The sequence below is a fragment of the Streptomyces candidus genome, assembly GCF_014207445.1.
Classification (GTDB): domain Bacteria; phylum Actinomycetota; class Actinomycetes; order Streptomycetales; family Streptomycetaceae; genus Streptomyces; species Streptomyces candidus.
Genome location: NZ_JACHEM010000006.1, coordinates 347039 through 365374 on the forward strand (window position 1 = coordinate 347039; position 18336 = coordinate 365374).

General features: G+C 72.3%; 15 protein-coding genes and 1 pseudogene. 9 read left to right on the forward strand and 7 right to left on the reverse strand.

Going from position 1 to position 18336, the window contains the following annotated elements; genetic code table 11:
* The first annotated feature begins 99 nt into the window (after nt 1-99).
* From HNQ79_RS14695 to HNQ79_RS14710, 4 genes are read left to right on the forward strand one after another with little or no spacing between them, the layout of a single operon-like run.
* Entirely contained in the window at nt 100-969 is an 870-nt protein-coding gene (locus tag HNQ79_RS14695; RefSeq protein WP_221507695.1) for a glycosyltransferase family 2 protein, read from the forward strand.
* On the forward strand, nt 966-2045 hold the full coding sequence (locus HNQ79_RS14700; RefSeq protein WP_260421630.1) for a glycosyltransferase family 2 protein: 1080 nt from the start codon (nt 966-968) through the stop codon (nt 2043-2045). The genes HNQ79_RS14695 and HNQ79_RS14700 overlap by 4 nt, the downstream gene beginning before the upstream one ends.
* Nucleotides 2042-2863, forward strand: a complete 822-nt coding sequence (locus HNQ79_RS14705) for a polysaccharide deacetylase family protein (RefSeq protein WP_185030969.1) — start codon at nt 2042-2044, stop codon at nt 2861-2863. The genes HNQ79_RS14700 and HNQ79_RS14705 overlap by 4 nt, the downstream gene beginning before the upstream one ends.
* On the forward strand, nt 2856-6920 hold the full coding sequence (locus HNQ79_RS14710) for a lipopolysaccharide biosynthesis protein (protein WP_373312586.1): 4065 nt from the start codon (nt 2856-2858) through the stop codon (nt 6918-6920). The genes HNQ79_RS14705 and HNQ79_RS14710 overlap by 8 nt, the downstream gene beginning before the upstream one ends.
* 42 nt (nt 6921-6962) lie before the next feature.
* Here the strand turns inward: HNQ79_RS14710 and HNQ79_RS14715 are convergent, their stop codons facing one another.
* Together HNQ79_RS14715 and HNQ79_RS14720 are read right to left on the reverse strand one after the other, a co-directional pair.
* Entirely contained in the window at nt 6963-8393 is a 1431-nt protein-coding gene (locus tag HNQ79_RS14715) for a glycoside hydrolase family protein (RefSeq protein WP_185030971.1), read from the reverse strand.
* Between the two features lie 245 nt (nt 8394-8638).
* Entirely contained in the window at nt 8639-9013 is a 375-nt protein-coding gene (locus HNQ79_RS14720; RefSeq protein ID WP_185031150.1) for a GntR family transcriptional regulator, read from the reverse strand.
* A 77-nt stretch (nt 9014-9090) separates the two neighbouring features.
* On the opposite strand from HNQ79_RS14720, the gene HNQ79_RS14725 reads away from it, so the two are divergent.
* Both HNQ79_RS14725 and HNQ79_RS14730 read left to right on the forward strand, forming a co-directional pair.
* The gene (locus tag HNQ79_RS14725; protein ID WP_185030973.1) at nt 9091-10023 is read left to right on the forward strand and encodes a GNAT family N-acetyltransferase; all 933 of its coding nucleotides are present in this window, start codon (nt 9091-9093) and stop codon (nt 10021-10023) included.
* Nucleotides 10004-10522, forward strand: a complete 519-nt coding sequence (locus HNQ79_RS14730) for a ribonuclease FAU-1 family protein (protein WP_185030975.1) — start codon at nt 10004-10006, stop codon at nt 10520-10522. The genes HNQ79_RS14725 and HNQ79_RS14730 overlap by 20 nt, the downstream gene beginning before the upstream one ends.
* Nucleotides 10523-10541: 19 nt before the next feature.
* Here HNQ79_RS14730 and HNQ79_RS14735 read toward each other — a convergent pair whose 3' ends face one another.
* From HNQ79_RS14735 to HNQ79_RS14755, 5 genes and pseudogenes are all read right to left on the reverse strand, one after another.
* Nucleotides 10542-11135, reverse strand: coding sequence for a carbohydrate-binding protein (locus HNQ79_RS14735; RefSeq protein ID WP_229923583.1), 594 nt, complete (start codon nt 11133-11135; stop codon nt 10542-10544).
* An 83-nt stretch (nt 11136-11218) separates the two neighbouring features.
* Nucleotides 11219-11779: pseudogene (locus HNQ79_RS14740) on the reverse strand (NUDIX hydrolase); the annotation flags it as partial.
* Between the two features lie 109 nt (nt 11780-11888).
* A complete protein-coding gene (locus HNQ79_RS14745; RefSeq protein WP_185030979.1) occupies nt 11889-13388 on the reverse strand; it encodes a tripartite tricarboxylate transporter permease in 1500 nt (499 codons plus the stop codon).
* A 3-nt stretch (nt 13389-13391) separates the two neighbouring features.
* Nucleotides 13392-13943, reverse strand: coding sequence for a tripartite tricarboxylate transporter TctB family protein (locus HNQ79_RS14750; protein ID WP_185030981.1), 552 nt, complete (start codon nt 13941-13943; stop codon nt 13392-13394).
* Entirely contained in the window at nt 13940-14923 is a 984-nt protein-coding gene (locus tag HNQ79_RS14755; protein ID WP_185030983.1) for a Bug family tripartite tricarboxylate transporter substrate binding protein, read from the reverse strand. The genes HNQ79_RS14750 and HNQ79_RS14755 overlap by 4 nt, the downstream gene beginning before the upstream one ends.
* A gap of 131 nt (nt 14924-15054) precedes the next feature.
* Between HNQ79_RS14755 and HNQ79_RS14760 the strand changes: the two genes are divergently transcribed.
* The 3 genes from HNQ79_RS14760 (at nt 15055) to HNQ79_RS14770 (ending at nt 18266) form a co-directional block, all read left to right on the forward strand.
* Complete coding sequence (locus tag HNQ79_RS14760) at nt 15055-15750, forward strand: response regulator (RefSeq protein ID WP_268253571.1); 696 nt, start codon at nt 15055-15057, stop codon at nt 15748-15750.
* A 219-nt stretch (nt 15751-15969) separates the two neighbouring features.
* On the forward strand, nt 15970-17040 hold the full coding sequence (locus HNQ79_RS14765; protein WP_185030986.1) for a lytic polysaccharide monooxygenase auxiliary activity family 9 protein: 1071 nt from the start codon (nt 15970-15972) through the stop codon (nt 17038-17040).
* Between the two features lie 161 nt (nt 17041-17201).
* Entirely contained in the window at nt 17202-18266 is a 1065-nt protein-coding gene (locus HNQ79_RS14770; RefSeq protein WP_185030987.1) for an ABC-2 transporter permease, read from the forward strand.
* Nucleotides 18267-18336 lie beyond the last annotated feature (70 nt).

Below are 18336 nucleotides of genomic sequence, written 5' to 3' on the forward strand. Positions count from 1 at the left end.
TTCGATTCCGTTGCGCCGGGGTGAAACCCCCCTTCAAACCGGAAACTCATCCGGACCGCCCGGGGGCGGGCGGTCCACCGGTGGAGAGGGAAAAGACTCATGGGCTCATTTCTCCGACCCGCGGTAGCGGGACAAGATCCGCTTCTCGTGCCGTCCACGAACGGAAACAACCGAAGGCCGATCAAGAAAGGTCTCACGTACCGCGCCATCTCTTCGCATCTCGCGATCACTCCGCCCGTCAGCGTCGTGATCCCCGCCATGAACGAGGCGGAAAATCTTCCGTACGTCTTCAAGACCCTGCCGGAATGGATTCACGAAGTCGTACTGGTGGACGGGAATTCCACGGACGACACCGTGCGGGTGGCACGTGAACTGTGGCCGGACGTCAAGGTCGTGCGGCAGACCGGAAAGGGCAAGGGCGACGCGCTGATCGCCGGTTTCGCCGCCTGCACCGGCGACATCATCGTGATGGTCGACGCGGACGGTTCGGCGGACGGGGCCGAGATCGTCAGCTACGTCTCCGCGCTCGTCTCCGGCGCCGACTTCGCGAAGGGGTCCCGGTTCGCGAACGGCGGTGGCACGGACGACATGACCGCCATCCGCAAGCTGGGCAACTGGGTGCTGTGCGCGGTCGTCAATGCCAAGTTCGGCGCCCGGTACACCGACCTCTGCTACGGCTACAACGCCTTCTGGCGGCACTGCCTCGACAAGATCGACCTCGACTGCACCGGCTTCGAGGTGGAGACCCTGATGAACATCCGGGTCGTCAAGGCCGGCCTGCGCGTCCAGGAGATACCCAGCCACGAGTACGAGCGCATCCACGGCCTGAGCAACCTCAGCGCGGTCCGCGACGGGCTGCGGGTGCTCAGGGTGATCCTCAAGGAGCACGGCAAGCGGCACGGGAGGCGCCGCGCCGCCCTGCCCGCGGTCGCACCCCGCCGGGTGGCAGGTCCGGGAGAGGTGTCTTGAGAGCCCAACACCCGCCGGACGTGCACCGGTTGACGGTCTCGGTGGTGATCTGCGTGTACACCGAGGACCGCTGGCAGGACATCCTCGCGGCGGTCTCCTCGGTGCGCGCGCAGTCCCGGCCGGCGGCGGAGACGCTGCTGGTCGTGGACCACAATCCGGCGCTGGGACAGCGGTTGGAGAAGGAGTTCGGGGAGCAGACGGGCGGGGCCGCCCCGGGAGGGGTGCGGGTGCTCGCGAACGCGGGACCCCGCGGCCTGTCCGCGGGCCGCAACACCGGCATCGCCGCCGCCCGCGGGGAGATCGTCGCGTTCCTCGACGACGACGCGGTCGCCGAGCGGGACTGGCTGCACCACCTCGTGTCGGGCTACGCGGATCCGCGCGTGATGGCGGTCGGCGGCCGGACCGTGCCCGCGTGGTCCTCGGGCCGCCGCCCGGCCTGGTTCCCCGAGGAGTTCGACTGGGTCGTCGGCTGCACATACCGGGGCATCCCGCCGGGGAAGGTGCGGGTGCGCAACGTGCTGGGCGGCAACGCCTCGTTCCGCAGATCCGCCTTCGACGCGGCGGGCGGCTTCGCCACCGGCATCGGCCGGGACGGCGACAGGCGCCCGCTGGGCTGCGAGGAGACCGAGCTGTGCATCCGGCTCAGCAGAGCGCTCCCGGACGCGGTGCTCCTGATCGACGACCGGGCGGTCATTCACCACAAGGTGCCCGCCGGCCGGGAGCGCTTCGGCTACTTCCGTTCCCGGACCTACGCCGAGGGCCTGTCGAAAGCACTCGTCACACGAAGTGTGGGCGCGGACAAGGGGCTTGAGTCCGAGCGCCGCTACACGAGCAGGGTGCTGCCCGCGGGCGTGCTGCGCGCTCTGCGGGACGCGGCGCGGGGCCGGCCGGGCGGGGCGGGCCGGGCGGGGGCCATCGTCTCGGGAGTGGCCGCCGCGGCGGGAGGGTACGTAGTCGGCAGCGTCCGGGTCCGCAGGGGGGATGCCGGTTTCTCGGTCGCGCCGGTCACACCGCTCGCACCCCCGGCGAACGGCGCGGGCGGCGGGAGCGAGGAACGCGAGGGGGCGTACGGATGAGCACGGCACCTGTTCCGATCCTGATGTACCACGCCGTAGGACACCGGCCGGCGGACGCCGCGTACCGGCTGTCCGTCTCGCCGGGTTCCTTCGCCGCACAGATGGCGCTGCTCGACGCGAACGGCTTCACCGCGCTGACCGCACGGGAGCTGGGGGACGCCTGGCGACGGGGGCGCGCCGTGCTGCCCGCCAAGCCGGTGGTGATCACCTTCGACGACGGGTACGAGGGCGTGCACCGGTACGCGCTGCCCGAACTCGTCCGGTACGGCTTCCGCTCCAGCCTGTTCGTCTCCACGGGCTGGCTGCGCGGACCGTACGAGGCACCGGGCGCGCCGGACACCATGCTCGACTGGGGCCAGGTGCGCGAACTGGCCGCTGCCGGGACCGAGATCGGGGGGCACAGCCACAGCCACCCGCAGCTGGACCAGCTCGACAACGCGCGGCTGCGGCACGAGGTGCTGCGCTGCCGGGACCTGGCCGCCTGCGAACTCGGCCGCGCACCCGTGTCGTTCGCGTACCCCTACGGCTACTCCAGCCGCCGGGTCAGACAGGCGGTGCGGGACGCCGGGTTCGCGCAGGCCCTGGCGGTGAACAACTGTCTCGCGGCGCGCTGCCAGGGCCCGTACGCGCTGCGCCGGGTGACCGTGCGGCGCACCACGGGCATCGGCCGCTTCGAGCGGATGGTGGAGAACCGGGCGACCCGCCGCGACTTCGCGAAGGACCGGACACTCACCCGGGGCTACGCGGTGCTGCGCAGGTCCCGGGCCGCCGCCCGTGTGCCGCGGCAGATCCGAGAGGCAGCCGCCGGACGTGTCTGACACGACCACCGCACAGGCCGGGAACGACACCGGGGAGAACAGCGCCGTGCACGACGCAGTGCCCGATGCCGTGCAGGACTCCGTCGCCGGGGAACGCCCGCCGGGGCGCCGGTCGCGGCTGCCGTCGGTGGCCGGGCTGTTCTCCGCGGGCAGGGGCGGCGGCAGTCCGCTCTTCCGCAACGCCTACGCGCTGATGCTCAACACGGGTGTCAGCGCGGTCCTCGGCCTGGGCTTCTGGCTGGTCGCCGCGCGCTACTACGCGCCCTCGGCGGTCGGTCAGGGGTCGGCGGCGATCGCTGCCATGAAGCTGCTCGCCGGGCTCACCGCGCTGACCCTCACCGGCGCCCTGGCGCGGTTCATCCCGGTGTCCGGCGCCGGAACCGGGCGGCTGGTGTTCCGTACGTACGCGGGAAGTTCCGTGGTCGTGGCGGTGGCGGCCGGGATCTTCCTGCTCACCCTGGATCTGTGGGGGCCGTCGTACAGATTCCTGCACGGGCCGCTGAACGGGCTGGGATTCGTGCTGGCCGTGATCGGCTGGTCGTTGCTGACGCTCCAGGACGGGGTACTGACCGGACTGCGCAGCGCGCTGTGGGTACCGGTCGGCAACACCGTCTTCTCGGCGGTGAAGCTGGTCCTGCTGGTGCTGATCGCGGCGTCGGTCCCGACCGCGGGCGTGTTCGTGTCATGGGTGGCGGCGATCTCGGTGTCGGTGGTCCCGCTGGGGTTCCTGGTGTTCCGCAGGCTGGTGCCCCGGCACATCGAGGCGACGAAGGGGCTGGCCGAGCGGCCGACGGCGCGGCAGATGGGGCGCTTCCTGGCCGGGGACTACACGGGTTCGCTGTTCTCGCTGGCCGTGGTCTACCTGGTGCCGGTGATCGTGGCCTCGCAGGTCGCCGCGGCCGACAACGCGTACTTCTACATCACCGTGACCATCGTCAGCACCGTCAACCTGCTCGCCATCAACATGGGTGCGTCGCTGACGGTCGAGGGCGCGCACGACCCTGCCTCACTGGCGCGCAACTGCCGGGCGGCGCTGGTGAGGATGGCGAAGCTGATGGTGCCGGTGGCGGCGGTCCTCTTCTTCGGGGCGCCGTACATCCTGGGGGTCTTCGGTCCGGAGTACGCCGCGGCCGCGACGCCGCTGCTGCGCTGGTTCGCGGTCGGCGCCCTGCTGCGGGTGGTCATCGAGGTGTACTTCGCGGTGCTGCGCGCGCAGAGCCGCACGTCCGGACTGGCGTATCTTCAGGGCGGGTTGTGCGTCCTGGTGCTCGGGCTGACGCTGGTGCTGCTGCCCCGGACGGGCCTGACGGGCGCGGGCGTCGCGGAGGTGGCGAGCCTCGCGGTGGTCGCCGCCGTCGCCGCCTGCAAGCTGTACGGGGTGGTAAGGCGGCCCCGCGGGCCGGCGGCCGGAGCGGCGCGTGCCGCGGACGCGCCGGAGCCTGCTGGAGAGCCCGCGGCTCCCGCTGCGGACGTACCGGGGGTCGCCGCCGGGGGCGCGGGCGGGCGGGGAGGTCCGGGAGAGCCCGCCGCCGTGGTGGGAGCGGACCGGGAGCCCCTGCGGAAGGGCCCGCGCTGGGCGCAGCGGACCGGGTTCGCCGAGACGGGCTCCCTGCCGCTCGGCGCGCACGCCGGCTTCGACCACCTGGAACGCAGGCCGGACGTGCCGCCGGCCCCGGAAACCCCGGCGGGCGGGCTGTACATCCCTCGGGGAGCCTCCGGCGTCGTACAGGGCATGGGGAAGATGTCCGGGGGCGCGGGGGAACACCGGCCGACGTGGGCGCTGCGCGTGCCGTCGCCGTCGCGTCCGGCGGTCGCCCCCGCCCGGGGCTCGTCCACCCCCGCGTCGACGGCCTCCACGCCCACGTCCGTGCCGTCCGTCGACGAGAGCGAGAAGCCGCTGCCGGCGGCCGGAGCAGCGCGTGCACCGGCCGTCGGCGCGGCGGGGAACCCGGCGGGGCCGGACTCCGCCGCGCCGGCCCCCGCCGACCGCGAGGCCGCTGCCCCGCCGCACCGCCGGGTACGGAGTTTCCTGCGCCGCCGTGCCCCTGAACTTTCGATGGCCGTCCTCCTGTTGGCGGCACTGCTGCTGTACTGGCTGCCGGTGCGCGGCATCGACGAGGCGGATCTCGACCGGATCGGCGGGCTCGGTCTCGTCTCCGTGCTGCCGTGGGCGACGCTCGCCGGAGCGGGGCTGCTCGCGGTGTCGTTCGCGTCGCTGCTGTGGCTGGAGCGCCCGCGCACCGTTCTTCTCGGACTGGCCCTGGTCGCCACCGTCGTGTCGCTGCACGCCCTGCCCGCCGTACTGGAGGACACGCCGCGCTTCGCCACGGCCTGGCAGCACCTCGGCTTCGTCGAGTACATCGACCGCACCGGCTCCTCCGTGCCGGACCTGGACGCGCGCTGGAGCTGGCCGGGCTTCTTCGCGGCGGCCTCCTTCGTCGCCGAGGCGTGCGGGATCCAGGATCTGACGGAGGTCATCCGGTGGTGGCCGACGACCATGCAACTGCTCTATCTGCCACCGCTGTTCCTCCTCATGCAGTCGATGCGGGCGAGCTGGCGGGCGAAGTGGACGGGCGCGTGGTTCTTCGTACTGAGCGGCTGGGTGGGGCAGGACTACTTCTCGCCGCAGGGCTACACGTACCTCCTCCACCTCGCGTTCGTGGCGATCCTGCTGGTGTGGTTCAGGGAGCCGCGGGTCATCTGGACGAAGCGGCGGCCGGGCGAGGCGGAGGTGGCGCCTGCCGGGCGGCGGGAGAAGGCGACGCTGCTCGTGGTGCTGATCGCGCTGTTCGCGGGGACGGTACCGGCGCACCAGCTCACCCCGTTCGTGATGCTGGGGGTGGTGACGCTGCTGGTGGTCCTCGGGCGCTGCACGCTGCGCGGCCTGCCGGTCCTGCTGACCGTCCTGGTCGCGGTCTGGATCGGCTTCTTCGCCGAACCGTACTGGTCGGGGCACTTCGAGGAGCTCTTCGGCGGGATCGGCGGTCTCGGCGACAACGTGTCGTCGTCGGTCGCGGGCCGCATCGAGGGCGGCAGCTCCACGCACAAGCTGGTGCTGTACGTGCGGGTGGCACTGGCCGGCGGTGTGCTGGCGCTGGCCTGCTGGGGCGTCTCCCGCCGGCGCTTCGCGGGCTACACGGAGCGTTCGCTGATCGTCCTGGCCTTCGTCCCGTTCCTGATGCTCGGGATGCAGTCGTACGGCGGGGAGATGGCCCTGCGCGTCTTCATGTTCGCGCTGCCCGGGGCCGCCCTGCTCGCCGGACTCGGCTTCTTCCCCCGTACGGGGGCGACGGCTGCCGAGCGCGACGCGGACCGCACCAGCCTCGCGCCGCTGGCCGCGCTGACGGCGGGCCTGGTGCTGATGGGCGGTTTCCTGGTGGCCCGCTGGGGCAACGAGGCGTTCGAGCGGACCCGGGCGGGCGAGGTCGCGGCGATGGAGTACGTGTACGCGCACGACGAGCCGACCGCGCGGCTGCTGTGGATGAGCAGCGACATCATGGAGAACGTGACGCCCGCGATGCCGTGGGGCGCACGGGACATGGAGAAGGTCCGGTACGAGCCGACGGAGGCCCCGCGCGATCCCGTGCTGGTCGCCGGGCTGGTCAAGAAGCTGAAGGACGCCGGCCCGAACTCGTATCTGATGATCAACCGCAGCCAGGTCGTCTACCTCCAGATGGACGCGGGGTACGGCACGGCCTGGGAGAAGCGCCTGGTCCGCAACCTGGACGCCCGGCCAGAGCTGAAGAAGGTCCTGGCCAACCCCGATGTCACGCTCTACACGATGCGGGACCGGCCGGACGGCCCCGTCGAGAAGGCGGACCCGGGACCCGCCGGTCCGCGGGTGACCTGGACGTCGTGGTCGGTGGTCGGCGCACTCGCGGCGGTGGCGCTGATCGTGCTGCTGTCGGCGCGGGAGATGGTGCGGGTCGCGCGGCGGGAGAGCGTGCGCAAGCTCCAGTGGATGCAGTCCACGTACTGGTTCGCGCTGCCGCTGCTGGCGGTACTGCTGGCGGCCCTGTTGATCAGGCTGCTGTCGCTGTCGGGGGTGCTGGCCTGAAATCGCCGGTCGGGGGACGGACGTGCAGGCCTCGCGAGCCGGTCAGCGGCGCGTGAGCCAGCGGACCTCGTAGGGCGCCAAGTCGGCCTTCTCGCTGCCGACCTGGGTCTCGACGCGGCGCGCGAGGGTGTTCACGACAAGGGCCGTCGTGTCGTTCGCGAGGACGCGGACGTGCGGGGCGTCGGCGGCGGCGACGGTCACCGTGGCGTCGTGACGGGTGCCCGGCGGAAACTCCTTCGCGAAGCGGGAGATCAGCTTCATCATGGGCAACTCCTGCCCCCCGTCGCCGAGTTGCGTGGAGGACCAGAGACAGCCCGCACACTGGGCGCCCTGGTTCTGCGGGTTCCAGTAGAAGGCGGTGCCGGTGCCGCCCCGTACGAGGGCGATCATGCCGGTGGCGTGGACGGCGGCGCGGCGCGGTTCGCTCCAGTCGTCGCGTGCGTCGTTGCTGTCACCGGGCTCGACGTAGTACTCCGCCCACCAGAGGGGCAGTTTGTTCGCGGTCTGCTCGCGGACCCAGCGGCTGACGGCGGTGAACTTGTCGGTGGCACGGAATTCGTCGGGCAGCAGTTCGTCGTCCCGGGTGTAGCTGGAGCCGTCGACGACGACGAAGTCGGCGCCCGCCTTGTGCTTGTTCCAGTACGTGAAGGCGTCCAGGGACCGCTGGTCGATGCTGCCCCACGGGCCCTTGACGCTCGACGCGTACTCCGTGGCGCGCGGCTCGTGGCTGTCCATGACGAGGTAGGGGCCGCCGACCAGGATGCTCGCGTCGACCTTCTTCAGCTCCGCGTGCACGAGGTTGTAGAGCTCGGTGTAGCCCTCGTGGTTCCAGCGTTTGGCGCGGTCGTCGAAGAAGCCCTTGAACTCGTTCCAGACGATGAAGTGCTTGACGTCGGGGTAGCGACGCGCCACGATCCCGGCGAGCTTCGCGAAGTCCGCGTAGTGCTCGGGGCGGGGCGCGGTCTCCAGGGCCTGCTGGGACCAGTCGGTCTTCGCACCCGGCTTTCCGCCCTTCATCCAGTCGGGGGCGCAGCACAGGGTGACGACCGGGGTGCCGCCCGACTTGCGGATCAGGTCGATGCGGCTGTCCATCGCGCCGAACTGGTAGCGGCCCGGTGCGGGCTCGGGGTTGTCGGAGCCCCAGCCCATCAGGTGTTGGACCTGCGGCAGTCCGCGGTCGGCGAGGAGGTTCTCGGCCCGGGCGCGGGCCGCGGGGGCCGGGGTGTCGTCGTCGGCGCTGTACTGGGTGTGGGTGAAGCCCCAGCCCAGTTCGGGCTTCGGCGCACCGGGGACGGGTGGCGCAGTGCCGTGCGGGCGCGCCCCGTCGGAGGTGGTGCCGGGAACAACAGCGCCGTCGTCGTCCGGCCAGACACTGCACATGGTGAGTACGAGCGCCAGGACGGTCATCCCCACACCCAGCAGGGCAGCGAACCGCCACCTCCGCGCCTCCGGATTCCACCCGTGTCGTCCCATCACCTGCCAGAGTAACGGGGGGAGTTGTCGGACGCAGCAGACATGAGCCCCCTCGGACAGCGGGGCCGCGCCATGTCCCCCGCCCCCTCGGACAGCGGGGCCGCGCCACGTCCCCCGGCCCCGTGGGCGGCGGGGCCGCCCCCCGGGGGCGGAACGGGCGGGCAAGGGGCCGGCCCTCACCGGACGGTGCACCCCGCCCCACGCCCCCGACCCTCACGTGAGCCCCGCCCCCCACGCACTGCCTCTCACCCCCCATACACCGCCCGCACCGCCTCCCCCACCACCCGCACCGCGTCCCCCTCACTGAGCCCCAGCCTCCGCACCCGCTCGGCGAACTCCCGCGCCGCCGACGCCGCCGCCCGTCCCGCCGCGTCCCCCGCCGCCGCCACGAACGTCCCGTTCCGCCCTCGCGTCTCGATGACCCCGTCCGTCTCCAGGGCCCGGTACGCCTTGGCGACGGTGTTCGGGGCGAGGCCCAGTTCGCCGGCCAGTCCGCGCACGGTGGGCAGTCTGTAGCCGACGGGAAGCTTCCCCGAGCGGGCCTGCCCGGAGATCTGGGCGCGGAGTTGCTCGTACGGGGCGGTGGCGTCGTCGCAGTCCACGACGATCTTCAGAGTCACGGTCACGCGAGGGATTGTCCCCCACGCCCGGAAATTCGGAGGCGTCCCGGCCCTGCGGGTACGTACCGTGCCTTCCCATGACTGTGACCATCCGCGAGTACCGTCCCGGTTCCCCGGACGCAGAGTCCGTCGTGCGGCTCCGCCGTGCCACCGCCCCGTTCGTCGTGACCACCGCGGAGGCCGTCTCCTGCGGCATGGCCAATGCCCACCCCGCGGGCCGGTACCGGCTCCTGCTCGCCGAGGACAACTCGACCGGGCAGGTCGTCGGCTCCCTGCACGCAGGGCTCTCCTACCGGAGCCCCGTGCCGGGCCACGCATTCGGCGTTCCGCACGTCCACCCGGAGCACCGGGGCCGGGGCACCGGTACGGAGCTGCTGCGCAGGGCGGAGGAGTACCTCGCCGGGCTGGGCGCGACCACCCTGCACGTGTGGACGGCGGACGGCGGGGACCGTGCCTTCGCCGAGAAGCGCGGCTTCGCCGCCGGCCACACCATGCACCACCTCCGCCTCGCCCTGGCCGACGACGGCGTTCCCGAAGTCCCTGCGCTGCCGCCCGGGTTCGCCCTGCGCAGCGCCGAGGGGCTGGGCGACGACCCGCACGCGCTGTACGAGGCGGACGCGGAGGCCGCCCGCGACGAGCCGGGCTCGGTGCCGGTTTCGCTCGACGACTACGACGACTGGCGGAGGACCACCTGGGACGTCCCTGTGCTGGACCGCGCCCTCACCACCCTCGTGTATGCCGACGACGGCCGCGTCGCCGCCTTCACCCTGGCCCACACCGACGGCCGTACCCGTTACTCGTCCGGCATGACCGGCGTCCGCGAGCAGTTCCGGGGCCTGGGTCTCGCCAAGGCCGCCAAGGCCGACTCGCTGCGCAGGGCACGGGCGGCCGGCTGCCTGGAGGCGTACACCGGCAACGACGCCGTGAACGGTCCGATGCTCGCCGTCAACCGCTGGTGCGGTTACGCACACTGCGCCACGGAGGTGGAATATGTCCGCGCCCTCGCCTGACGCCGCCGACGTGATCGAGGTCGCCCTCACCAAGGCCGGCCGCCTCAAGATCCGCTACCCCGCCGCTCTGCTCTCCGACGACGGCACCCACCTCACCGTGCGCGCAGCCTGGGCCCGGGAGACGGTGAAGGACTTCGGTTTCGTGCAGTTCGCGCCCGGTGACGTCTTCGTCGAGCACTACTGGCGGGACCGCTGGTACGCGGTGAAGGAGGTCCGTTCCGGCGACGGCACGCTCAAGGGCTGGTACTGCGACGTGGCCCGCCCGGCGGTCGTCCACGGGGACGGCACCGTGGAGGTCGAGGACCTGGACCTCGACCTGTGGCGCTCGGCGGACGGCGCCACGGTGCTGAGGCTCGACGAGGACGAGTTCGCCGCGAGCGGCCTCGCGGACCGTGACCCGGCGGCGTCCGCCGCGGCGTCCCGCACCCTGGACGCCCTCGAACTGGCCGCGCGCAGCGAGCGGTTCACCGATCTGCTGTGCGGCGACGCCGGCGGCTGACGTCGGCCGGCACTCCGGGTCAGCCGCTGACCCCCACGTCGTTGCGGGGCGCCCCGTCGCCCACCGGCGGCAGGTCGCCCCGCTCGACCGGTCCCCCACCGGTGCTCGTGCCACCGCCGGCGGGGCCCTCGGTGCTCGCGCCGCCCGCAGCCCCGGAACGCGCCTTCGGCAGTACGGCGTCCATCTCCTCCGGGCCGGCGTGGTGCGCTTTCTCCGCGGCGGTCCTGACGACGTCCCGTGGGACACCGCCGGAGCCGGTGAGCCGAACGACGTGTCCGCCCTCGGCGCGCAGGTACACGCTCCCCCCACTGGTGGAGCTGTACCAGTGGTCACCGTCCCTGACGCAGCCGTCGCAGCCGTTCGCCGGCAACTTTTCGCGGTCGACGGCCAGTTGCACCTGGCCGCCCCGCTGCGAGAAGTACGTGGCCGAGAAACCGTCGTGGCCGATGACGTTGACGGACTGCTCCGCCAGCGTGAACCCGGGTATCTCCGTGACGTAAACGTGCTCCAGCGCGGACTCCCCGGCCCGCTTCTCCAGCTCCGCACGGTCCACCTGCGCCCCGCCGACCACCTCGCTCCCGCACCCGGTCAGCACCAACGGAAGCAGCAGCATGGCGGACGTCCTCCGCACCCTGTGTCTCATGCACCCATCCAACCGCACATCCGTTCCCCCTACGGGCGGTTCTGCGCCACGATCTACACCTCGCGGCCGTCCCGGTTCTCCGGTCTGTGGTGCACCGGGCCGCGGGTCCCGGACTCCCGGAGCGGCACCTTCCGGTCGCGCACCGACTCCTCGTACGCGATCGGGTCGCCGTCCTCGTGCCAGTGCAGGACGAAGCGCTCGCCCTTGCGGTACGCCTCCAGGCCGGCCCGGCAGTACGCCACCATGTCGTCCGGAAGCGCGTCGAGGGAGTGCCAGGCAAGACCGGAGCACTTGTGGGGCTCCCGGTTGGCGGGCGGGTCGGCCGGGTCGTACCACGCCTCGAAGAACCAGCCCGTACGCGCCTGCCCACCCGGCCCGCGATGCTGCATCACCAGCGCCACGGCGAGCTCGTCCGGCCCGATCGTGACACCGACCTCCTCGTACGCCTCGCGGATCATCGCCGCCCGCACGTCCTCGCCGTCCTCCACGTGCCCGGACGGGCCGTGCAACAGCCCGTCCGCGTATCCCGTGTTGGCCCGGCGGGCCAGGAGCACGTCCGCACCCCGGCGGAGGATCAGGTGGACGTCGACCACCTCGGTGTGCCGGGGAGCGGGCGCAGGATGCCGGTTCTCGAACCTCATGCCCCGATGGTGGCATCCGCCTGCGACAACCGGCCCGAGGAGGGCGGCGCGGCCGGGCGGAGAGACGTGTCGTGCGGGCTGGTCACGACGCCCCGCCGCGTCGCAGCAGAGGCAGCTTCTTCAGCAGCGGCCACGCCAGGAGCAGCGCCACGATCGCGTACACGGCGATCGAGAAGGGCGTGTTGACCAGGCCGCTCACGCTTCCGTCGCTGATCTGGAGGGCGCGGCGCAGCTGCTGTTCGGCGGCCGGGCCGAGGATGACTCCGATCACGGCGGGCAGGACGGGGAGTCCGTACCGCCGCATGCCGAAGCCGATCAGGCCGATGATCAGGAGCACCACCAGGTCCAGCGCCTCGCCGCCCACCGCGTACGCGCCGACCGACGCGAAGAAGAGGATGCCGGCGTAGAGGTAGGGGCGCGGGATGCGCAGGAGCTTCGCCCAGAGGGGTGCCAGGGGGAGGTTGAGCGCGAGCAGCAGCACCATGCCGACGAACAGGGACGCGATGAGGCCCCACACCAGGTCGGGTTCGCGTTCGAACAGGAGCGGGCCCGGCTGGATTCCGTACTGCTGGAAGGCGGCCAGCATGACGGCGGCGACGGCGGTGGTGGGCAGGCCGAGGGTGAGCATGGAGACGAGCGTTCCGGCGGCGGAGGCGGAGGCCGCCGACTCCGGGCCGGCGACTCCCTCGATGGCGCCCTTGCCGAATTCGTCGCGGTGCTTGGAGAGGCGCTTCTCGGTGACGTACGACAGGAAGGTGGGGATCTCCGCGCCGCCGGCCGGGATCGCGCCGAACGGGAAGCCGATCAGCGGGCCGCGCAGCCAGGACTTCCAGGTGCGCCTGACGTCCGCCCTGCCGAGCCAGGGGCGGCCCACCGGTATCGCTTCCACACCGCCCCGGCGCAGGTGGGCGGCCACCCAGAGCGCTTCGCCGATGGCGAAGAGGCCGACGGCGACGATCACGATGTCCACACCGTCGGCGAGTTCGAGGGAGCCGAAGGTGAGGCGCGACTGGCCGGTCATCCGGTCGAGGCCGACCAGGCCGATGGTGAGACCGATGAGGAGGGAGGCGAGGCCGCGGATGCGGGAGGAGCCCAGGACGGAGGTGACCGCGATGAAGGCGAGCACCATGATCGCGAAGTAGTCGGGGGCCCCGATGTCGACGGCGAGGGCGGCGACGGCGGGTGCGAGCGCGACCAGCAGGATCGTGCCGATCATGCCGCCCGCGAAGTGGCCGATGGCGGCGGCGGCCAGGGCTTGTGCGCCGCGTCCCGCCTTGGCCATCGGGTGGCCCTCCATGGCGGCGACGACGGCCGCGCTCTCGCCCGGGGTGTTCAGGAGGATCGAGGTGGTCGAGCCGCCGAACATCGCTCCGTAGTAGATGCCCGCGAACATGATGAACGCGCCGGTCGGCTCAAGTCCGTACGTCACGGGCAGCAGGAGTGCGACGGCCATGGCGGGGCCGATGCCGGGGAGGACGCCGATGGCCGTGCCGAGGAGCACCCCGACGGCGGCCCACAGCAGGTTGACCGGGGTGAGGGCGGTCTCGAAGCCGCCCATCAGGGAGTTGAGGGAGTCCCACATCGGTTAAAGCACTCCCATCAGCGGGCCGCCGGGGAGCGGTACGCCCAGCAGGTTGTTGAAGACGACGTAGGTGAAGAGGGAGAGGCCGGCGGCGATCAGCGGGTCGCGGCCGGGGTGCCGGCTGCCGAGCGCGTACGCGGAGCCCCAGAAGAGAAGTGCGCCGGAGACCGGGAAGCCGAGCGGGCCGATCAGCACGGCGTTGCCGAGGAAGACTCCGGCGAGCAGCAGGACCGTACGCCAGTCGGCGGGTTCGGACAGGTCGACGTCCTCGCCGCCCTCGGCCTCGCCGCGTCCGCCGCGCAGGACGTCCACGGCGAGGAGCACGGCGACCAGTACGAGGGCTGTACCGACGACGACGGGCACGGTACGGGGGCCGACGGGGCCTCGCTGGGTGAGCTCCACGTGCATGGTGAGGGCGTCGGTGAGGACGAGAACGCCGATGAGCAGCAGAAGGGCGCTGACGCCGAGTTCGGAGTGCTCGCGCAGCCAGGCCCGGCGCCCGGAAGCGGGCACGGGGGTGCTTTGCGGTGTTCCGGGGGCGGTGGGGGTGCTCACAGGCCGAGCTCCTTCAGGACCGAGACCACGCGCTTGTTCTCCTTGTCGAGGAACGCGCCGAACTCGTCCCCCGTGAGGAAGGCGTCGTCCCAGCCGTTCTTCTTCAGGGCGTCCTGCCATTCCTTCGAGGCGTGCAGCTTCTCGAAGAGGGTGATCAGCTTGGTGCGTTCGGCGTCGGTGAGGCCGGGCGGGGCGACGATGCCGCGCCAGTTGGTGAAGTCGGTGTCGAGTCCGGACTCGCGCAGCGTCGGGGCGTCCAGGCCGGGGACCCGCCGGGGACCGGTGACGGCGAGGACGCGCAGTTCACCGGCCTTGATCTGGTCCAGGTACTCGCCGACGCCGGAGACGCCGAAGTGGACCTTGTCGCCGAGGATGGAGGCGAGGAGTTCGCCACCGCCGTCGAACGGGACGTAATTGACGTCCTTCGGTTTGATCCCGGCCGCGCGTGCCATCAGCATCGGTGCGAGGTGGTCGGGTCCGCCGGGCGAGGAGCCGCCGCCGACGGGGACCTTGGCAGGGTTCGTCTTCCACGCCTGTACGAGCTGCCCGAGGCTCTTGTACGGGGAGTCCTTGGCCACCACCACGATGTCCTGCTCCTCGGTGAGCCGGGCGACGGGCGTGGTGTCGGCGAGCGTCTTGGGCGCCTTGTTGGTGTGGACGGCGCCGACGACGCCCAGTCCCATGGACATGGCGACCTTGCCGTTGCCGTGGTCGGCGGCGAGCCGGGCCAGGCCCACGGTGCCGCCGGCTCCGGGCAGGTTGAAGACCTCGATGCCGGAGGTGAGGCCGGCGTCCTCGGCGTTCTTGGCGGCGGTGCGGGCGGTGATGTCGTAGCCGCCGCCCGGGGTGTTGGGGACCATGAAGCGCAGGCCGGGGATCCGGGTGCCGGTGTCGGCGCCGTCGCCCGGGGAGAGCAGCGGTGGCCCCACGAGCACCAGGAGTGCCGCCCCGGCGAGGGCGAGGGGGGTGCGCAGACGCACGGGTGCCGCCTTTCTTTCGTCGCGTGACGCGGGAGGGGGTGGGGTCATGTTGCCGGGGTGTGAGGGAGCTGTCGCCGTTCCGGAACCAACGGACGTTGTGGTCGTTGTGGTCGCGCGCCTAGCCTCACCGGGTGACGAATGTGCTGGTCGTGGACGACGACTTCATGGTGGCGAAGGTGCACAGCCGCTGCGTGTCCGCGATGGACGGGTTCGCGGTGGTCGGTGTCGCGCACAGCGGTGCGGACGCCCTGCGCGCCGCCGAGCGGCTGCGCCCGGACCTGCTGCTCCTCGACGTGTACCTGCCCGACATGGACGGGCTGGACGTCCTGCGCGGGCTGCGGGCGGCCGAGGCACGGGACGAGGGGCGGCCGACCGCTGACGTGCTGTTCATCACGGCGGCACGGGACGCCGGGACGGTGCGGGCGGCACTGCGGGCGGGGGCGCTGCACTACCTGATCAAGCCGTTCCACCAGGCGGCGTTGCGCGAACAGCTGCGGCACGTGGCGTCGCTGCGGACCCGGTTCGACTCGATCGCCGTGCACGGGCAGGCCCGGCAGGAGGACGTGGACCAGCTCTTCGGGACCCGCCCGCCCGGTTCGCGGGAGCTGCCGAAGGGGCTGGCCGCGCACACCGCGGAACTGGTCGAGCGCACCCTGCGCGCACATCCCGAGGGCCTGTCGGCGACGGAGTGCGCCGAGGGCGGGGCGCTGTCGCGGGTGAGCGCGCGGCGGTACCTGGAGTACTTCACGGCGACCGGGCGGGCCGAGGTGACCCTGCGGTACGGGGGAACGGGGCGGCCGGAACGGCGGTACCGGTGGGTGGGGTGAGCGGGTGCGCCCGGTGACGGGGCGTGAGGTTCCGGAGCTCGCCGTAGGGCCTTCTTAATCACCACTGAGCAGGTCCTTAAGCGGGCCATAAAGAACTCCGCACCCCGCCCTCAGCAGGGCTTTTCGCGGTTCCGGGGGTCTAGCGTGCTGTTGCGCCGGGGAGTTCGCCCCTCTCTCCTCCGGCCATGGAAACAGCACCCTGCCAAGGAGTTCCCCACGATGACCACCGCTCGTCGCAAGGCCGCCACCGTTGCCGCTCTCGGTCTCGCCCCGCTCGCCCTGACCGGTCTCGCCGCCTCCCCGGCGGCCGCGCACGGCTCGATGACGGACCCGGTCAGCCGGGTGTCGGCCTGCTACGCGGAGGGCCCGGAGAGCCCCGACTCGGCGGCCTGCAAGGCGGCCGTCGCCGCCAGCGGCGTCCAGGCGTTCTACGACTGGAACGCGGTCAACATCGCCAATGCCGCGGGCAACCACAAGGCGCTCATCCCGGACGGCAAGCTGTGCAGCGCGGGCAACGACAAGTACAAGGGGCTGGACCTGCCCCGCGCCGACTGGCCTTCGTCGAAGCTCACGGCCGGCAAGCACACCTTCCGCTACAAGGGCACCGCCCCGCACAAGGGATCCTTCGACCTCTACGTCACGAAGGACGGCTACGACCCCGCCAAACCGCTGAAGTGGTCGGACCTCGAGGCCAAGCCGTTCGCGTCGGTGACCGACCCGCGGATGGAGGCGGGGGACTACGTCTTCGAGGGCACGCTGCCCAAGAAGTCCGGCCGGCACCTCGTCTACAGCGTGTGGCAGCGTTCGGACAGCCCCGAGGCGTTCTACACCTGCTCCGACGTGGTCTTCGGCAAGGACACCTCCGGCACGGGCACCGGGGGTGCCACCGCACCGGTCGCCTCCGCACCGTCCGACAAGGACATCGCGGCGGGCGCGGACAAGTCGACGGTCGAGCACCAGGGCCACGGCGACGACGACCACACGACGAACGCGGGCACGAAGCCGTCCGCCCCCACCGCCCCCGAGGCGCCTGCCGCCGAGGCCAACGTGCCCGCTCCGCAGGGCGGCGCGCCCGACCCGGTGAAGACGCCGACGCAAGCCCCGGCCGGTGCCCCCGCCGACACCCCGGCCCCCGCTCCGGCCGGCGGCGAGAACCTCGCCGAGACCGGCGGCGACGGCAGCACCCCGTACCTCGCGGTCGGCGGTGCGGCCGTGCTGGCGCTCGGCGCGGCGCTGCTGTTCGGCTCGGTCCGCCGCAAGGCGGCCGCGGGCGGGCGTCACGGCCGCTGATCCCCCACAGCTGAGTGTGCCGTCCGTTCCGGGGGGAACGGACGGCACACTCATGTCCGGTGCACGCCCGCGCCGGGACGCCCCGTCGCACCGCTCCTCCTCTTCACTCGTCCGGCCCACCCCACCTGCGGGAACCCCGCGCCCGCCAGAGCGTTGAGGGCATGAGATTCGCCGACGAGTTGAAGAACGCCGTCACGCCCAGGGCCGCGCTGCTCGTCCTCGGCGCGCTCGCCCTCCAGCTGCTGTTCATCACGTCGTACGTGGGTGCCCTGCACCACCCGGAACCGCGCGACGTCAAGGTGGCGGTGGTCGCGCCCGGCGGGGCGGCGGAGAAGTTCACGGAGCAGCTCAGGAAGCTCCCCGGCTCGCCGCTCGATCCTCGTGTGTCCGATTCCGAGGCGGCCGCGCGCGACGACATGCTGAACCGGGACATCGACGCGGCCCTCCTCGTCGACCCGAAGGGCGGCACCTCCGACACGCTCCTGGTCGCCTCCGGCCAGGGCGGTTCGGAGACCCGCGCACTGGAGCAGGTCTTCACCGGGGTCGCGAAGTCCCAGCAGCGCACCGTCACCTTCGAGGACGTCGCGCCCGCCTCCGCGAAGGACGCCAACGGACTGTCGTCGTTCTACCTGGTGGTCGGCTGGTGCGTCGGTGGCTACCTGTGCGCGGCGATCCTCGCGATCAGCGCCGGGGCCCGCCCGGCGAACGGCAAGCGGGCCGCGATCCGGCTCGGCGTGATGGCCCTGTACGCGGTCGTCTCCGGCCTCCTCGGCGCGGTCATCGCGGGACCGGTCCTGAACGCGCTTCCGGGCAGCGTCCTCGGCCTGTGGGGGCTCGGGGCGCTCACGGTCTTCGCGGTCGGCGCCCTGACCCTCGCCCTCCAGGGAATCTTCGGCGTGGTCGGTATCGGGCTGGCCATCCTGATCATCGTGATCGCCGGCAACCCCAGTGCGGGCGGCGCGTTCCCCGGTCCGATGCTGCCGGGCTTCTGGCAGGCCATCGGGCCGGCGCTGCCGCCGGGCGCGGCAACGTGGGTGGCGCGTTCGATCGCGTACTTCAAGGGCAACAGCATCACGGGCCCGCTGCTGGTCCTTACCGCCTGGGCGGTCGTCAGCTCTGCCCTGACCCTCGCGGTGGCCTCCCGGGTGAAGTCGAGCCGGGCGGGCGCGGACAACGAGCCGGGCGGCGCCACGGAGGTCCGCTCCGCGCGGACCCCCCTCGGGTGAGCGCGGCTCGCACGGTCGGAAGCCCCTGACCCCCGCCCCACGCACGCACGCCCCGGCCTCACCTGGCCGG